14 protein-coding genes and 1 other annotated feature are annotated in these 16,046 nt (G+C 40.2%); of the genes, 4 read left to right on the top strand and 10 right to left on the bottom strand.

The window, feature by feature from the left end:
- Window positions 1-68: 68 nt before the first annotated feature.
- Entirely contained in the window at window positions 69-1,040 is a 972-nt protein-coding gene (gene trhO / locus ABH968_RS18720; RefSeq protein ID WP_370046374.1) for an oxygen-dependent tRNA uridine(34) hydroxylase TrhO, read from the top strand.
- Between the two features lie 261 nt (window positions 1,041-1,301).
- On the opposite strand, the gene ABH968_RS18715 is transcribed toward trhO, so the two are convergent.
- A complete protein-coding gene (locus tag ABH968_RS18715) occupies window positions 1,302-2,954 on the bottom strand; it encodes an FAD-binding dehydrogenase (protein WP_370046372.1) in 1,653 nt (550 codons plus the stop codon).
- 406 nt (window positions 2,955-3,360) lie between these two features.
- Window positions 3,361-3,600: a binding site (T-box leader), on the top strand.
- A gap of 162 nt (window positions 3,601-3,762) precedes the next feature.
- On the opposite strand from ABH968_RS18715, the gene serA reads away from it, so the two are divergent.
- The 3 genes from serA to ABH968_RS18700 all read left to right on the top strand — a co-directional run bounded on the left by serA (window position 3,763) and on the right by ABH968_RS18700 (window position 7,109).
- The gene (gene serA, locus ABH968_RS18710) at window positions 3,763-5,370 is read left to right on the top strand and encodes a phosphoglycerate dehydrogenase (RefSeq protein WP_370046370.1); all 1,608 of its coding nucleotides are present in this window, start codon (window positions 3,763-3,765) and stop codon (window positions 5,368-5,370) included.
- Window positions 5,371-5,692: 322 nt separating this feature from the next.
- A complete protein-coding gene (locus tag ABH968_RS18705; RefSeq protein WP_370046369.1) occupies window positions 5,693-6,190 on the top strand; it encodes an RNA polymerase sigma factor in 498 nt (165 codons plus the stop codon).
- Window positions 6,177-7,109, top strand: a complete 933-nt coding sequence (locus tag ABH968_RS18700; protein ID WP_370046367.1) for a hypothetical protein — start codon at window positions 6,177-6,179, stop codon at window positions 7,107-7,109. Before ABH968_RS18705 ends, ABH968_RS18700 begins: the two co-directional genes overlap by 14 nt.
- A 95-nt stretch (window positions 7,110-7,204) precedes the next feature.
- Here ABH968_RS18700 and ABH968_RS18695 read toward each other — a convergent pair whose 3' ends face one another.
- The 9 genes from ABH968_RS18695 to ABH968_RS18655 form a co-directional block, all read right to left on the bottom strand.
- A complete protein-coding gene (locus ABH968_RS18695) occupies window positions 7,205-8,680 on the bottom strand; it encodes an aldehyde dehydrogenase (protein ID WP_370046365.1) in 1,476 nt (491 codons plus the stop codon).
- 15 nt (window positions 8,681-8,695) lie between these two features.
- Window positions 8,696-8,890, bottom strand: coding sequence for a 2-hydroxymuconate tautomerase family protein (locus ABH968_RS18690; protein ID WP_370046363.1), 195 nt, complete (start codon window positions 8,888-8,890; stop codon window positions 8,696-8,698).
- Between the two features lie 20 nt (window positions 8,891-8,910).
- Complete coding sequence (locus ABH968_RS18685) at window positions 8,911-9,699, bottom strand: 2-keto-4-pentenoate hydratase (RefSeq protein WP_370046361.1); 789 nt, start codon at window positions 9,697-9,699, stop codon at window positions 8,911-8,913.
- 20 nt (window positions 9,700-9,719) lie between these two features.
- Complete coding sequence (gene dmpG, locus ABH968_RS18680; protein ID WP_370046360.1) at window positions 9,720-10,721, bottom strand: 4-hydroxy-2-oxovalerate aldolase; 1,002 nt, start codon at window positions 10,719-10,721, stop codon at window positions 9,720-9,722.
- A gap of 14 nt (window positions 10,722-10,735) precedes the next feature.
- A complete protein-coding gene (locus ABH968_RS18675) occupies window positions 10,736-11,620 on the bottom strand; it encodes an acetaldehyde dehydrogenase (acetylating) (RefSeq protein ID WP_370046358.1) in 885 nt (294 codons plus the stop codon).
- A gap of 2 nt (window positions 11,621-11,622) precedes the next feature.
- Window positions 11,623-12,411 carry a 2-keto-4-pentenoate hydratase gene (locus tag ABH968_RS18670; RefSeq protein ID WP_370046356.1) on the bottom strand — a complete coding sequence of 263 codons (789 nt, stop codon included), beginning with the start codon at window positions 12,409-12,411 and terminating at the stop codon, window positions 11,623-11,625.
- Between the two features lie 10 nt (window positions 12,412-12,421).
- The gene (locus tag ABH968_RS18665; RefSeq protein WP_370046354.1) at window positions 12,422-12,901 is read right to left on the bottom strand and encodes a flavin reductase family protein; all 480 of its coding nucleotides are present in this window, start codon (window positions 12,899-12,901) and stop codon (window positions 12,422-12,424) included.
- A 372-nt stretch (window positions 12,902-13,273) separates the two neighbouring features.
- A complete protein-coding gene (locus ABH968_RS18660) occupies window positions 13,274-14,239 on the bottom strand; it encodes a catechol 2,3-dioxygenase (protein ID WP_370046352.1) in 966 nt (321 codons plus the stop codon).
- 25 nt (window positions 14,240-14,264) lie between these two features.
- Window positions 14,265-15,803 carry a 4-hydroxyphenylacetate 3-hydroxylase N-terminal domain-containing protein gene (locus ABH968_RS18655; protein ID WP_370046351.1) on the bottom strand — a complete coding sequence of 513 codons (1,539 nt, stop codon included), beginning with the start codon at window positions 15,801-15,803 and terminating at the stop codon, window positions 14,265-14,267.
- Window positions 15,804-16,046 lie beyond the last annotated feature (243 nt).

The following is a 16,046-nucleotide window of genomic DNA, read 5'->3' as shown; positions in this document are numbered from 1 at the left end:
CAAAAACTATTAGGTTTTAAGTGGTGGGTAGTTCACGGACGAAATTGATTTAAAGGTGGTTAATGATTGTGACACAGAAAGACTATCGTGTATTACTTTATTATAAATATATAGCTATTGAAGACCCTGTAGCATTCGCAGAGGAACATTTAGCACTTTGTAAAGAAATCGGGCTTCTTGGTCGTATTTTAGTTGGATATGAAGGCATTAATGGAACCGTTTCAGGTACAGTCGAGCAAACTGATGCTTACATGAATCATATGAAGGCAGACCCTCGTTTTAGCGACATTATGTGGAAAATAGACGAAGCCGAAGGGCATACCTTTAAAAAAATGCATGTGCGCCCTCGTCGAGAAATTGTTCACCTTGGTTTAGAAGATGATATTAATCCTTTAGAAATAACAGGAGATTATTTATCGCCAAAGGAATTTATGGAACATATGCAGGAGGACAATACGGTAGTTATTGATGCACGTAATGATTATGAATATGACCTCGGACATTTCCGCGGCGCTATTCGTCCAGATATTGAAAGCTTCCGTGACCTACCAGCTTGGATGGAGGACCATAAAGAAGATTTTGCTGGCAAGAAAGTTTTAACTTACTGCACAGGTGGTATTCGCTGTGAAAAATTCTCTGGCTGGTTAAAACGTGAAGGCTATGGAGAAAGTGTTGGTCAGTTACATGGTGGAATTGCCACGTATGCTAAAGACCCTGAGGTAAAAGGTCAACTATGGGATGGACAAATGTTTGTCTTTGATCGACGTCGTGGTGTACCAATTAATCAGGTTGAGCATGTGATTGTCGGTAAGGATTTCTTCACTGGTGAACCGACAGAACGTTATACAAACTGCGCAAACCCTGAATGCCATAAGTTAATGCTTTGCGAGGAAAAGCATGAGGCCTTTTATATGCGTAGCTGTTCTGACGAATGCCGCCGCGCAAAACGTAACTTCTTCGTTGAAGAAAATGGTTGGACAAAAGAGCAGATTGAGGAACAAATCGTCAAAATCGCTCAAGTTCAAAGTTCTTCTTTATAAGAAAAAAGAGCATCATCCATTTGTGGTGATGCTCTTTCATATTTTTTTGAGTTTCTCTATCTTGTTTGTAAAGTGGTACTCTGTTTCACCTGAGTGATTACGCGTTTTACAGAACAGATATTTTGGTACCTAATTGTCCATGATACCTGAGCAGTTTTTCGCCTTACCCGAGCGATTTCCCACGGTACCCGATCACTTTCCCGGCTTACCCGAGCAATCTCCCTCTCACTAGGGCTTTCTATATCTCACTTAAATTTTTCTTCATTCTCTTTTTGCCAAGTAACGCCCTACCTGTCGACCACTAAATAAACACCCACCAACAAATGTCCCTTCTAAAGCACGGTAACCATGTACACCGCCACCACCAAAACCACTAACTTCCCCAGCTGCAAATAAACCCGGTACAGGCTGACCATCCATTCCTAACACAGCACCATTCAAATTTGTCTGTAAGCCTCCTAGTGTTTTACGCGTTAAAATATTTAAACGCACCGCAATAAGTGGCCAATTTTTGGGATCTAATATTTTATGGGGCTTCGCAACGCGCACAAATTTATCACCAACATAGTTTCTTGCACCATGAATAGCATTAACCTGTAAGTCCTTTGTAAATTTATTGTCCATTTCACGATCCCTTGCTAAAATTTGCTCTTTTATTTTGATAAAATCAAGAAGGTCATTGCCAGCCAACTTGTTCATTCCTTCGACTAACTCCTTTAAATCATTAGCAATCACAAAATCCTCGCCATGATTTTTAAATGCTTGAATAGGGCCTGGTGCTCCTGGCAAAACGCGTTTCAGAACATCACTAATACTTTTATTTGTTAAATCAGGATTTTGTTCAGAGCCTGACAATGCAAATTCTTTTTCAATAATTTTTTCAGTTAAAATAAACCACGAGTAATCATAGCCTGTTTTTTGAATTGCTTCTAATGTGCTTAACGTATCAAAACCAGGAAAGTTTGGTGCTCCAAATCGATTGCCTTCTGCATCAAACCATAATGATGAAGGACCAGGCAAAATTCGAATGCCGTGATTTGGCCAAATAGGGTCCCAATTTTTCAAGCCTTCTGTATAATGCCACATGCGGTCTCGATTAACGATACGTCCCCCCGCATGCTCAGTAATTTCTAACATTCTGCCATCTACATAAGCAGGTACACCACTGACCATATTTTTGGGTGGTGTACCAAGTCGAGCAGGCCAATTTTTTCTGATTAAGTCAAAATTTGCACCTATCCCACCGCTCGCGACAATAACCGCTTCAGCTTCATAAGAAAATTCGCCTATGCCCAGCCTTGAGCTTTTTTCACCGCGAATTGCAAAGCTTTGAGCCAAAACTGTTCCACTAATCCCTGTTATTCTTCCATCTTGTAGAATAAACTCATCTACACGATGTCTTGGTTTAAAATCTATATAACCATCCTTTATGGCCTTTTTCACTTTTTCAGCAAACGGCTTTACAATGCCTGGCCCAGTTCCCCAAACAACATGAAATCTAGGTACCGAATTTCCGTGGCCGCCTGCTAATGATCCTCCACGTTCTGCCCAACCGACGACAGGAAAAAACTTAATACCCATAGACTTTAACCAACTATATTTTTCACCAGCTGCAAAGTCTACATAAGCCCTGGCCCATTTATACGCCCACGAATCTTCATCCTCCAAGCGATCGAAGCCAGCCGTCCCTTGCCAATCCTGCCAGGCAAGCTCTTTACTATCCTTAATACCAAGCCTTTTTTGCTCAGGTGAATTCACTAAAAATATACCGCCAAAGGACCAAAATGCCTGTCCCCCCATTGAATTTTCAGGTTCTTGATCTACTAAAACAATTTTTTTCTTTGCATCCGCTAACTCACAAGCAGCTACTAATCCTGCCAGTCCTGCACCGACAATTGCTACATCATACATCATTCTACGCCCCCTAAAAATCAATCTTAATTACTTACATTCTTCTCTAATTGATCGTTTACCTTCTACACATTGAATTTTTGACGAAAATGTGACAATAAAAAATGTTCGCTTTCCTCCTCTAAACAACGAAAGTTTCTATTTACGTAATCCATTTAACACCAATTCATTCCCATATAATTTTCGACCTCAAATATTTGTTAAAAGCGCATGTAATCTGATTTAACATATATCGGTAGCGCTTTCAATGTCCTTTCTAAAAAGACGAACGATGTAAAATATAAAACACAACAATATTCGTGTTTAGGTATTTTTCAGACTTTTGAAGTCACGATTTTTAATCTTTTTTAGAAATATTGTTGACAAAGGTGAACAATAAGGATTATGATGTTAACAAATTTAATCACACGAAAATATAACGACGGAGACATGCTAGTCGCAAGAAAATCCAAAGAGAGCTGATGGTTGGTGTAAATCAGTGATTTCTACGATAATAGTTCCACTCCTGAATAGATAAGCCGAACATCTCCAAAGTAAGCTTATCCGTCTCATGCACGTTACGCATATTGCTAAGACTGCTAGAAATCTTTCAAGCAGTGATTAAGGGTGGTACCGCGAACCAATGTCTATTCAGCCTTTCGCCCCTTACAACACAATCTTTGTGTTTGTAAGGCGCGGAAGGCTTTTTTATTATTTTTTATTCTAGAAAGGAGATTGTTTGCATGCTGTAAGATATTTAGTTTTACAAAATTCAGACTGTTTCGTATATAAAGACCACTAACAATTTTTAAATAAAAGGAGCTAATTACAAATGACTACTGCAACTAAAACAATTAACGTATTTATCGCTGACCCACTAAGTGAAGATGGTATTTTCCCACTACGACAAGAACAAGATTTAGACTTAAATATCATCGTCGATACTGGTCTTGCACCAGAAGAATTAATCGCAAAAATTGCGGATGTAGATGTTTTACTAGTACGTTCTCAAACAACGGTAACACGCGAAGTAATTGAAGCGGCTAAAAACTTAAAACTTATCGGACGTGCTGGAGTAGGTGTAGACAATATTGACCTAACTGCTGCTACTGAACATGGTATTATCGTTGTGAATGCACCAGACGGTAACACTAACTCTGCTGCTGAGCACACTATTGCCATGATGACTTCACTTGCTCGTCATATCCCACAAGCATTCAATACACTTAAAAATGGTAAATGGGATCGTAAATCTTATGTTGGTGTTGAGCTTAAAAATAAAACTTTAGGTGTTGTAGGCTTCGGTCGTATCGGTGTTGAAGTTGCATATCGTGCAAAAGGTCAACGCATGGACGTTATGGCATACGATCCATTCCTAACAGATGAACGCGCTAAAGAGTTAGGGGTAACAAAAGCAACAGTTGAAGAAATTTGTGCAGCTGCAGATTTCATTACCGTACACACACCACTTCTTCCTGAGACACGCAACCTTATTAACAAAGAAAAATTCGCTATGATGAAAGATGGCGTGCGTATCATTAACTGTGCACGTGGCGGTATTATCAATGAAGATGATTTATATGATGCAATCGTAGAAGGTAAAGTAGCGGGCGCTGCTCTTGACGTATTCGTATCTGAGCCAGCAACAGATCATAAACTACTTACTTTACCGCAAGTAATCGCAACACCTCACTTAGGTGCATCTACAATTGAAGCACAAGAATCTGTAGCGGTTGACGTTTCAAACGACATCATTAAATTCTATAAAACGGGTACTGTAACTAACCCAGTGAACATGCCATCTATTCCAAAAGAGTTGCTTGCGCAAGTAGAGCCTTTCTTTGAATTAGCTGAAAAACTTGGTTCATTCTTATCTCAACTTACAACTGAGCCTGTAAAAGAAATCAACTTATCTTATGCTGGTGAAGTAGCAAATTATGATGTTCGTCCATTAACGTCAAACGCGTTAAAAGGCTTATTATCTAAAAACCACGGTAATCATGTGAATGACGTAAATGCTCGCTACCTATCTGAACGTATCGGCATGAAAATTAATGAGCACAAAACAACAACTGCTAAAGGTTTCACTAGCTTAATTACGATTGAAATTAAAACAGTAAACGAAACACACACAGTTGCTGGTACATTATTAAACGGTTTAGGTGCACGCATTGTTAAAGTAGAAGACTATGTTGTTGACGTTATTCCACAAGGTCACCTTCTTTACATTAAAAATACTGACAAACCAGGTGCAATCGGCCGCGTAGCAACAAAGCTAGCAGAAAAAGATGTAAACATCGCAACAATGCAAGTTGGCCGTGCACAAGTTGGCGGTACAGCTGTCATGATGCTAACAATCGACAATGCTGTAACAGAAGAGGATTTAACATTCGTTGCAAAGCTTGAGAATATTGATGAAGTAAAAGCTATTAACCTATAATATATTGATTTATAAGCAGGGAGTACAAATACTCTCTGCTTTTTTATTTTTGGAGATTATCATCTTAACGTAGGGTTGATTTCCGTTCCGACTGGGCGCTTTCCTGGGGGCGTCCGATGAGCCGCTTCACTCGCGTTGCTCGCTCCAGGGTCTCATCTGTGACGCTGATCCCCAAGGAGTCGCCCAGCCTCCACTCCAATCAACTTATATACATAGTATACGTTTCAACAATGTCATACCTAATTTTTAATGAGGAGCTTTTTTTGGTAAAATGATACTTTTCAGAAAGTCACTCGTCTTTAAGAGAAAGGAGGTGCACATTTTGACGATTGAAGAGCTGTTTTACTTACATAATCAAACCATTTTTAAATATTTATACTACTTACTCAATGATGAGAAATTAGCGGAGGATTTCACACAGGAGACATTTGCCCGCTATTTAAAATATCAGCAGACAATCAAAGAAGATGCAGAGCTCGCTTGGCTTAGGAGTACTGCACGTAATCTAGCTTACGATCATTACCGCAGGAAAAGACTTATTCAATTTGTACCGTTTTTAAACGTCCATGAAGAGCTTGAGCCAACTTCACCACACCAATGGCTCATCCAGCAAGAAGATGCAAAGACCCTTTATCTTGCAATTAGTAGACTTAAGCTCACTTATCGAGATGTCATTATTTTACGTAAAATTGAGGGTTTATCCATTCAGGAAACTTGTGATGTACTAGGCTGGAATGAAGGAAAAGTAAAAAACACATTAAAACGTGCACTTGTCGCATTGAAAAAGCAACTTGGAGGTGAATTTGATGAGGAACAATGAGGAATCCTGGCAACATTTACGCGACCTCAAATTAACTAAGCAGCAGCAGGAAAAAATACTGCACAATATTACTACACCTACTACAATAGCAAAACGACCAATTAAAAAGTCTTGGAAAATGCCTGCAGTATCTTTGTTATTTATCACAGTTCTTTCTATTTTAATGTTGTCCTTTATCCAAGGGCCTGCTAACTCTCCACTGACAACAGATACAAACAAAACAATTTCTAAAGTTTATGTTCACAGCAATGAAAACAAAGAAACGTTCATCGCAAAAGCTTCATGCCTTTATGTACCTCAGGAATGCTATACAAATAAGCAACTTTTAAGTCAGCTACAAGAACAAATGGAACATGCACCTTCAGTTGCAGTAACAGCTCAACAGTGGGAAGCTAATGGTTACTTTACACCTCAAGATGTGTTGATTATCTATTCTGATGGAACTCAAGAGAAATGGAAGGTGCTTAATAATGATACTTTCTTTAATGTCGTAACAGAACAAGCAATTCAATCCGACAATGCATTTGATTCACTGGAGTACTACTATGATAATAAACTTTCCATCAAGATTCTTATTGCAAATATCTTCTTATTGCTTATGCATTTCACACTATGGCTTGCAAAAAAAAGAATGCCTCATATTGAACGACGTTTTGTTGCGGCTACAGTTGAACATGCAATCGCCAACGCTATTATGCTAGTCTTGTTTGCAGGTATTTTATTTGCTATCTATTTACTGATGCATTCTATACACGCTACGATTATATACGGCTTATTTACACTCTACTCTATTATGCAAATTTATTATCGTAAAAAAGCAGGTGAGCCCCGAGGTTACCTAGTAGCAAGTGCCGTTGTTCAACTATGTATTACAATAGCTTTTTCATTGTTATATTTTGCAAATTATATACACTTCTAGCTGTTCAATAAGTTATTGGACAGCTTTTTCACACCAAAAAAGTATCCCAGAAACACTTCTGAGATACCACCTCCGAATTAGACCAATGCTAGCCCTCACTTCAACGCTATACAAATATTTTTGGCTTCCGTGAAGAATTCTAAGCTATGGTGACCGCCCTCACGCCCTACGCCACTCTTTTTAAAGCCTCCAAACGGGGCACGTAAGTCACGCACAAACCAGCAATTTACCCAAATCGTACCTGCACGTACATTATGTGAAATACGGTGTGCACGCTGTAAGTTTTCGGTCCAAACAACTGCATTTAAACCGTACTCTGTTCCGTTTGCTATCGCAAGTGCCTCTTCCTCCGTATCAAACGGTATAATTGTAACGATAGGACCGAAAATCTCCTCTTGGCAAATGCGGGCTTGCGGATTTTCTTGTAAATAGATAGTCGGTTGTAAATAATAACCCGTACTTAAATGCACTGGTAATTCAGGACGTTCACCACCGTAAATAAGTGTAGAATTTTCATATTCAGCTATACTTAAATAGCTTGTTACCTTATTATAATGTGTTTCACTTACGACTGGTCCCATATTCGTTTTTGAGTCTTGCGGATCGCCAACGACTAAAGCTGCAGCCGCTTCTTTAAAGCGTGTAAGGAATTCATCTAAGATTGTACGTTGCACTAATATACGTGACCCTGCTAGACAAACTTGACCAGAATTCATAAATGCTGCTTGAATCGATACCGTGATAGCTTTTTCTAAATTCGCATCTTCAAAAATAATGTTTGCTGCCTTACCACCTAATTCAAAGGAAACTTTTTTCAATGAATCAGCACCGTTTTTCATGATCGCTTTCCCTGTTGTTGTTTCCCCCGTGAAGGAAACTAAATCGACTTCAGGATGAGTCGTCATAAATTCACCTGCTGATTGTACCCCAAAGCCATGAACAACGTTAACTACACCGTCTGGAATACCTGCCTGTTGTGCAATCTCACCGAGTAACGATACGGTTAAAGGTGTAATTTCTGCCGGCTTTATGACCGCCGTATTCCCTGAAGCTAAGCATGGACCAAGCTTCCACGTTGTTAGCATGAACGGTAAATTCCAAGGGGTAATTAACGCAGCAACCCCTACTGGCTCATAGCGTGTATAATTTAAATAAGCATCATCCATCGGGTATACTTCGCCGCCTTGCTGTTCCATAAAATCAGCAAAAAACTTCAAATTTTCTGCGGCACGAGGGATTTCACGTTCTAATGCTACTTGATAAGGTTTACCAACATCTAATGCTTCTAAGCGCGCTAACTCCTCTTTGCGTTCTAGAATAATTTCTGCCATCCGACGAATTTTCGCCAAACGCTCAGATAAAGGCATTGTACGCCATGGTCCTTCTTCAAAAGCTCGCCTTGCTGCTTCACACGCCCGATCCACGTCTTCAAAGCTTGCTTCATGGACTTTTGCAATAATCTCCTGAGTCGCAGGATTTTTTACCTCGAATAATGTTTGAGAAGAAGATTCAACATATTCCCCATTAATAAATAGCTTAACTTCTTTCAATTTCGTTTGTGTATTCCCCATAGTAGACACTCCTTATTATTCATTTTGTCGACGTTGGATGGACTTCCCTGCAATTCCCCAATGAGTGCTTGGGATTTCATTTAAGCACACACGAACCGTTTCAAGTGGTGCGTCTAATACAGATGACACGGTTTTGCTTAGTTCTTCAATTAACCGCTCCTTTTGTTCTGGTGTACGTCCCTCAATAAATGTTACTTGAATAAATGGCATTCCACCTTCCTCCTTCTCTATTACTCTACTTCAACTGTTAATGACTCCATTCCGTCAAAGCTTACAGTAAAGCAATCTCCTGCATGCATTGTTGCAGCGCCTGTTAACGCGCCACTTAGCACAACATCTCCAGCTCGAATGTGTTGTCCACGAGCGATTAATTTATTTGCCATCCATGCAATGGCACGTGCTGGATGCCCCATTACTGAACCTGCTGTACTCGTCGCAAAGATTTCATCATTGTGCGTGAAAATGCAGCCCATATTCACAAGATCCACTTCGTTCACCGCATACTTTTGTGAACTCACTATGTAACGCGAAGAAGAAGAGTTATCAGCAATTACATCTGGTAAGGTAAAATTGAAATTTAAATAACGACTATCGATCATTTCCATGGCAGGTGTAATATAATCAGTTGCTTTCAAAACTTGCGCAACGGTTGCAATTGGACCCCGTAAATCCTCTTTAAATACAAAGGCAATCTCTGGCTCAATTTTCGGATGAATTAAAGATTTTAAGGAAATCGGCAGTTGTGGATTTAACGCCATATTCGCTAATAGCACGCCGTAAGATGGCTCATGTACACCCATCATTTGTTGCTTAGCCTTACTCGTTAAGCCAAGCTTTAACCCTGAAATGGTTGTTTGCTCATGCATACGCTTGAGTTCAATTAGTTTGGATTGAATGTCATAGGCTGTTTCCACCGTCAGCTCTGGATATTGATCGACAAACTTCGTGACCTCAGACACATCTCGCTCTGCTTTATACAACTCATACGCAATTTGATCTAGCGTATCGGTTTTCATCATGGCTTATCCCTCCGTTTCTCCTAGACTGTCTTGGCTATCTTACGAGCAATTTCTGCAATTAAATCCTCTTGCCCACCTACCGCTTTCATTTTGCCGAGCTCCACTAAAATTTCACGTTCATCTACGTTATATTTTTTCGCTGCTTCTTGCGTAAATAATAAAAAGCTAGAGTAGACACCAGTGTAGCCCATCATTAAACTAGAGCCTGTTATTTCTTGCGGACGTGGCATAATTGGGGCAACTACTTCATTAGCAACATCGATTACACTATATAAATCAATCCCAGTTTCATAGCCAAGACGATCAAAAACTGCAACCATTACTTCCGTTTGTGTATTACCACTACCAGCACCTAAACAACGTAAACTACCATCCACATACGTAGCACCTGTTTCGATAGCAGCTATCGTATTTGCCAAGGCAAGCGATAAATTATTATGAGCATGGAAGCCAATTTCACAAGAGACATGCGACTTTAATGCAGCTACACGTTCCTTGACCTCATGAGGGAGCATGGCACCTGCTGAATCTGTCACATAAATAATTTCAGCACCGTATCTCTCAAATAACTTCGCTTGTTCTACTATTACGGACGTTGGAGCCATATGCGCCATCATTAAAAATCCGACTGTTTTCAACCCTAGCTCTCTACTTAAATAAATATGTTGTCCTGCAACATCGGCCTCAGTAACATGTGTTGCCACACGAGCCATTTTAGCCCCAGCCTTCACTGCATTTTTTAAATCTTCCTTTACACCTATACCAGGTAAAATTAAGACCGAAATAGCCGAATCACCACATTCTTCTCGTGCCGCTTCAATTAACTTCAGTTCATCTACTTTTGAAAAGCCATACTGCAGAGAAGAACCCCCTAATCCATCGCCATGTGATACCTCAAAATATTTCACCTTTGCTTTCCTTAAACCACGAGCTACATCTCTCACTTGCTGCTCTGTAAATGCATGGCGCATTGAATGACTACCGTCACGCAATGTGACATCTAAAACTGTTAATTTTGTCATTTACTCACCTCCGCTTAGTTCGCCTTCACTGTTTCATGATGCTGTTTAGCAATTTCATTTCCTACTTGTACTGCTGCAGCCGTCATAATATCGAGATTTCCTGAATAGGTTGGGAAAAAATCTCCTGCTCCCTTCACTTCTAAAAAGATTGATACTTGTTTACCATTAAAAATAGGAGCACTCGTCATGCGATATCCAGGTACATATTGCTGAACAGCTAGCACTATATCTTCAATTGCTTCGATAATTTCGTGTTCCTTGTCACCTTCATTCACTAAAACATGCACAGTATCACGCATGATAATCGGCGGATCAGCTGGATTTAAAATGATAATAGCCTTTCCCCTATTCGCTCCGCCTACATCCTCTATTGCATTGGCTGTTGTTCGTGTAAATTCATCAATATTAGCCCGTGTTCCAGGTCCTGCGCTTTTACTCGCTACCGTTGCAACGATTTCCGCATATTCAACATCAGCTACTTGGTTAATCGCATAGACAATTGGAATAGTCGCTTGACCACCACATGTCACCATATTGACATTATCGGCCGTCGCGAATTTTTCCAAATTAGCACACGGCACAACAAATGGGCCAATAGCTGCCGGCGTTAAATCAATGATCTTTTTACCCAGAGCAAGCACTCTCTCACTGTGCATAGAATGTGCCTTTGCCGTTGTAGCATCAAACACAATGTCAAAAAGCTCAGGACATGCCACTAAGCCATCAATTCCATTCGTGATTGTATGATAGCCACGAGCCTTTGCACGTTGAATCCCCTCTGAAGCAGGGTCAATTCCTACCATGACACTCATCGTTAAGTAATCACTACGCTCAATTTTGTACATTAAATCTGTACCAATATTACCGGAGCCTAAAATCGCAACTTTCAACTTTGCCATCTTCATTTCTCCTCCTTCAACCTAAACGTAGCCGACACAGCACCTAGATGGGCAAACTCTGCCGTGAACGTATCTCCATCCTCAATTGTGACTGCTGCTGTTAATGCGCCTGCTAATATAAATTCACCTGCCTGCAAACTGATATGATATTTACTAAGTTTATTAGCTAACCATGCAACTGCACGTAATGGATCACCCATGACAGCGGCAGCGGCTGCACTATCAAACAATTCACCATTGCGGTAAACATTCATGCCAATATGCGGTAAGTCTACATCTTTCAATTTTGTAGGTGTTCCACCAATAATCACCATGGCAGAGGAACCATTGTCTGCGACTGTATCTTCAAAACGAATTTTCCAATCCACTATGCGACTATCAATTACTTCTAATGCAGGGACAATGTAATCTGTCGCCTCCATAACATCCTCCACTGTAATATTTGGTCCATTTAAGTCCTTCTTCAAAACAAACGCAATCTCAAATTCCAACTTTGGTTGAATGAAATGGTCGAGTGAGATCGTTGCACCGTCGACTTCTACCATATCCGATAAAATATGGCCGTAGTCTGGCTCCGAAACTTTAAATTGCTGTTGCATCGCTTTACTCGTTAAACCAATCTTTTTACCGACAATTTGCTTCCCCTCTTGTTGCTTTGTAGCAATTTGAAGTAATTGAATAGCATAAGCGTCATCTACAGTTATGTCTGGGACAGTAGATGATAGTGGATCGATCGGTTGCTTCGTTGCCTCAGCTTCCTGTAATTTCTCTGCATAAAGTTGTCTATCCATACCTAACCTCCTAGACCTGTAGCGTTGTCGCTGCTGATAATGCACCATACTGCCCATTAAAGAATAGCAATGGCTCCCCATCTTCTAGATGAATGTTTTTCACTCGTCCGATAAATAACGTATGATCACCTTCTATATAAGTGCTAGCTACCTCACAGCTCACCTGTGCAATAGCGCCTTCAATTGTAGGGGCACCTTGTAAATCGCCGAATGTTACTTGACGCTTATCTTTTATTTGTCCGGCAAATAGCATTGATAGCTCTTGCTGCTGTGCTGATAAAAAATTAACAGTAAATGTTCCGCTTTGTTGGATATACTTCAGCATAGAAGCTTTTTCACCGATAGAGATGACAACTAATTTCGGATCAAGTGAAACAGACATGAACGCATTTGCAGTCATACCATGGATACTGCCATTTACTTTTGTTGTAATTACTGTGACACCTGTTGCAAATTTCCCCATCGCAGTTCTAAACAGACGATCCTCCATTACATAACCCCCTCATAATATAGTGCTGTCTCAAATACTCTGAAGTAGTATTTAAGACAGCGATTTGGATTTTTTTACAGATAAAAATACTGACTAGCTTATCACCATAACGTGGGGTTGATTTCCGTTCCGACTGGGCGCTTTGTAGTTGCTGTCGCTTCGCTTTCGCACAGAGCAAAGCTTCCTAGGGGCGTCGGGCTAACACGATGTTAGTCACGAAGGCGTTATCACAGGACGTGATGCTTTTAGCCTTCGTTCCTCTATTGCTAATCCCCAAGGAGTCGCCCAGTCTCCACTCCAATCAACTTATATAAATTGCATACGTTTTAACAAATGTCATCGCTAACTTTTGGTGATGAGCCCTACTATTGTTTATTTCACTGGAACCTTCACTGCTCGATCTGGGGTACCATATAAGAAATACTCATTTGGTAGTGGAGAGCCATACCAAATAATCGCTTCATCTAATTCATTTTCACGCCATGTTATTGGCTTCCAATCAGGATCGAAAATTAGGTAACCTGAATCGCCAAATAATTCAACTCGGTTGCCACCAGGCTCCATCACGTACATGAAGTACGCTTGACTCACACCATGCTTGCCAGGTCCCGCTTCTATTTGAATACCGTTTTCTACAAAAATATCTGCTGTATCCATCAGGTGCTGTGGATAGCCGTACCAAAATGCAATATGATGGAAGCGGCCACTGTTGCCAGTTTGATCGTTCATTAACGCTACCTCATGTACAAGTGGGCTAACACTCATCCATGCACCAATTTCTTCATCATTGTTTAAAACAATTTGTTCACGTAATTTGAAGCCTAAATGCTCGGACATAAACTCACGGTTTTTTGCCACATCCTTACACATTAAGTTGATATGATCTAAACGGCGTGCCGGAACACCCATTATTGGCCGCTTTTGTGGACGACTTTTTAATAATGTTTTTTGGTCTTCAGCTGGCTGGAAATAATCTACTTCCCACAAAATCTCTTGATTATGTCCATCTGGTGTGACGAATTGGTAAGCACGACCATGACCTAAATCACCATCAATCCAACCTTTTCCGTAACCGCTTTTTTCTAAAGATGCGACACGACGCTCTAGCGCTTCAGGTGAACTTGCTCGCCATGCAGAATGTCCAAGACCAGCTTCTTTTCCTTCCGTAAGCTTTAGAGTGTGATGATAAAAATCTTCATAGCCTCGTAAATAAACAGATTGCCCCTCGCGTGCAGTAATTTGTAGTCCCATATAATCTGTGAAGAACTTTAAAGATTCTTCTGGCTTTGGTGTAAAAAGCTCCACATGCGCTAATTGTGCTACATCAAAATTTGACATCAAACATTCCCCCTAATTGTTTTCATTATTTATTGGTAAAATAATTCACATCATCTGGATTAACCCACGTAGGGTCTGTCCACCCTGTTAAATCGTAATCTGCCATACATTGCTCAGCAAACGCTATAAACTCATCTGTTTTACCGCTGCCTTGTGCTCCAAACAATGTCTGTAATCGAATATCTTCATGATTTCCAGCATAATTACGTTCGTATAATTCACCTCGGCCGCCAAACTCAGTACCAATCGCATCCCAAAGTAGCTTAATTGTTTTAATTTTTTCAAGGGCTTCAATACCATTTGAACCACGATAGAGCTTATCTAATGTCGGACGGAATTCTTCGTTTAAAAAATCTCTTGCACTAGATGGCTGAACGATTAAATTCCCTGCCACAATCTGCTGAATGATGCCTTTAATCTTCGGCCAACCTTCCTGTAAAAATACGCGATATGCTAATCCACCATTTAAATTCGGAATAACGATGCCATTTTCTTTTTTCTCAGGATTCAGTGCCATCGCATCACTTAATGACCAGAACATATGACGCCAAGCTATAATTTCCCCGATATGCACCTGTACGCCACGGAATTGATCAGTGCCCGCTGTCTTTAATGCTTTCAACAATACACCAATAATAAAATCTAATTTTACCGCTAAGCGCGTGACACCTTGGAAAGTAAAGCGATTAATGAAACCGCTTTCTACAAAGAATGAAGTTGTCTTTTGCATATCTTCATAAATTAAAATATTTTCCCATGGAATAAGTGCTTGCTCGAATACTAGTACTGCATCATTTTCATCGAAACGGCTACTTAGCGGATAATCAAATGGACTCCCCATAATGGCAGAAGTCATTTCATACGATGCACGACTAATAAGCTTCACACCAGGTGCATCCATTGGTGCAATAAAGACAACAGCAAATTTTTTATCTTTGATTGGTAATCCATATGTGCCAACAAAATTGTAATTAGTAATAGCTGAACCAGTAGCCACCATCTTTGAACCACTAATAATCAAACCTTCGTCCGTTTCACGTTCCACTTGGATAAAAACATCGCCTACTTCATGGACATCTTTATGTCGATCTACAGGTGGATTCACAATTGCATGATTAAAGAACCAATTGCGCTCCTGTGATTCTTTGTACCAACGCTTTGCATTTTCTTGGTAAGGTGAATAGTATTCAGGATTCCCACCGAGAGTTGCAAGGAATGAAGCTTTGTAGTCTGGTGTCCGACCCATCTGCCCATATGTAAGGCGGGCCCAAGCAACAATAGCATCTCGTCCTTTAATTAAATCATCCGCGCTACGTGCTGCTCGGAAATAACTATGGGTATAACCACCACTACCCGTATCCGTTTCACAAGTTAAAATATCTTTGTATTTTGGGTCATGCATGGCATCATATAAACGTGAAATCGATCGTGCCGAATTTCGAAAAGCTGGGTGGGTCGTGACATCTTTTACACGTTCACCATGTAACCAAATTTCCCGACTATCCTTTAAACTTTCTAAATATTCCTGCCCTGTCAATGGCTTCGTACCTTGCTTTACAACCATCCTCTTCCCTCCTACAATTATTTTTTCTTGTTTGACATGTCTATTTAACTGTAATAGTTTTTGAATTTTTAGATAATTTATAAAAAGTATGGTATTCTGTTTCTTTTCTTTAAAATTTGAAAGGAAAATATGCGAAGAATCAATTATGCCTCGGCATAATTGCGTCCGGAATCGGCTTTGTGCTTAGGCCTGCGTGATGCAGGTCAGTTAGCCGTTATCGCATGGATGCGATGATTTTAGGCT

Source organism: Lysinibacillus sp. RC79, from assembly GCF_041262405.1.
GTDB lineage: Bacteria > Bacillota > Bacilli > Bacillales_A > Planococcaceae > Lysinibacillus.
This window is presented reverse-complemented; position numbering and strand designations above follow the sequence as displayed.

Bases quoted from the DNA above. Each gene is read 5' to 3' on its own strand.
- ABH968_RS18715 (WP_370046372.1), bottom strand. From the start codon at position 2,954: ATGATGTATGATGTAGCAATTGTCGGTGCAGGACTGGCAGGATTAGTA.
- serA (WP_370046370.1), top strand. From the start codon at position 3,763: ATGACTACTGCAACTAAAACAATTAACGTATTTATCGCTGACCCACTA.
- ABH968_RS18700 (WP_370046367.1), top strand. From the start codon at position 6,177: ATGAGGAACAATGAGGAATCCTGGCAACATTTACGCGACCTCAAATTA.
- ABH968_RS18695 (WP_370046365.1), bottom strand. From the start codon at position 8,680: ATGGGGAATACACAAACGAAATTGAAAGAAGTTAAGCTATTTATTAAT.
- ABH968_RS18690 (WP_370046363.1), bottom strand. From the start codon at position 8,890: ATGCCATTTATTCAAGTAACATTTATTGAGGGACGTACACCAGAACAA.
- ABH968_RS18685 (WP_370046361.1), bottom strand. From the start codon at position 9,699: ATGATGAAAACCGATACGCTAGATCAAATTGCGTATGAGTTGTATAAA.
- dmpG (WP_370046360.1), bottom strand. From the start codon at position 10,721: ATGACAAAATTAACAGTTTTAGATGTCACATTGCGTGACGGTAGTCAT.
- ABH968_RS18675 (WP_370046358.1), bottom strand. From the start codon at position 11,620: ATGGCAAAGTTGAAAGTTGCGATTTTAGGCTCCGGTAATATTGGTACA.
- ABH968_RS18670 (WP_370046356.1), bottom strand. From the start codon at position 12,411: ATGGATAGACAACTTTATGCAGAGAAATTACAGGAAGCTGAGGCAACG.
- ABH968_RS18665 (WP_370046354.1), bottom strand. From the start codon at position 12,901: ATGGAGGATCGTCTGTTTAGAACTGCGATGGGGAAATTTGCAACAGGT.
- ABH968_RS18660 (WP_370046352.1), bottom strand. From the start codon at position 14,239: ATGTCAAATTTTGATGTAGCACAATTAGCGCATGTGGAGCTTTTTACA.
- ABH968_RS18655 (WP_370046351.1), bottom strand. From the start codon at position 15,803: ATGGTTGTAAAGCAAGGTACGAAGCCATTGACAGGGCAGGAATATTTA.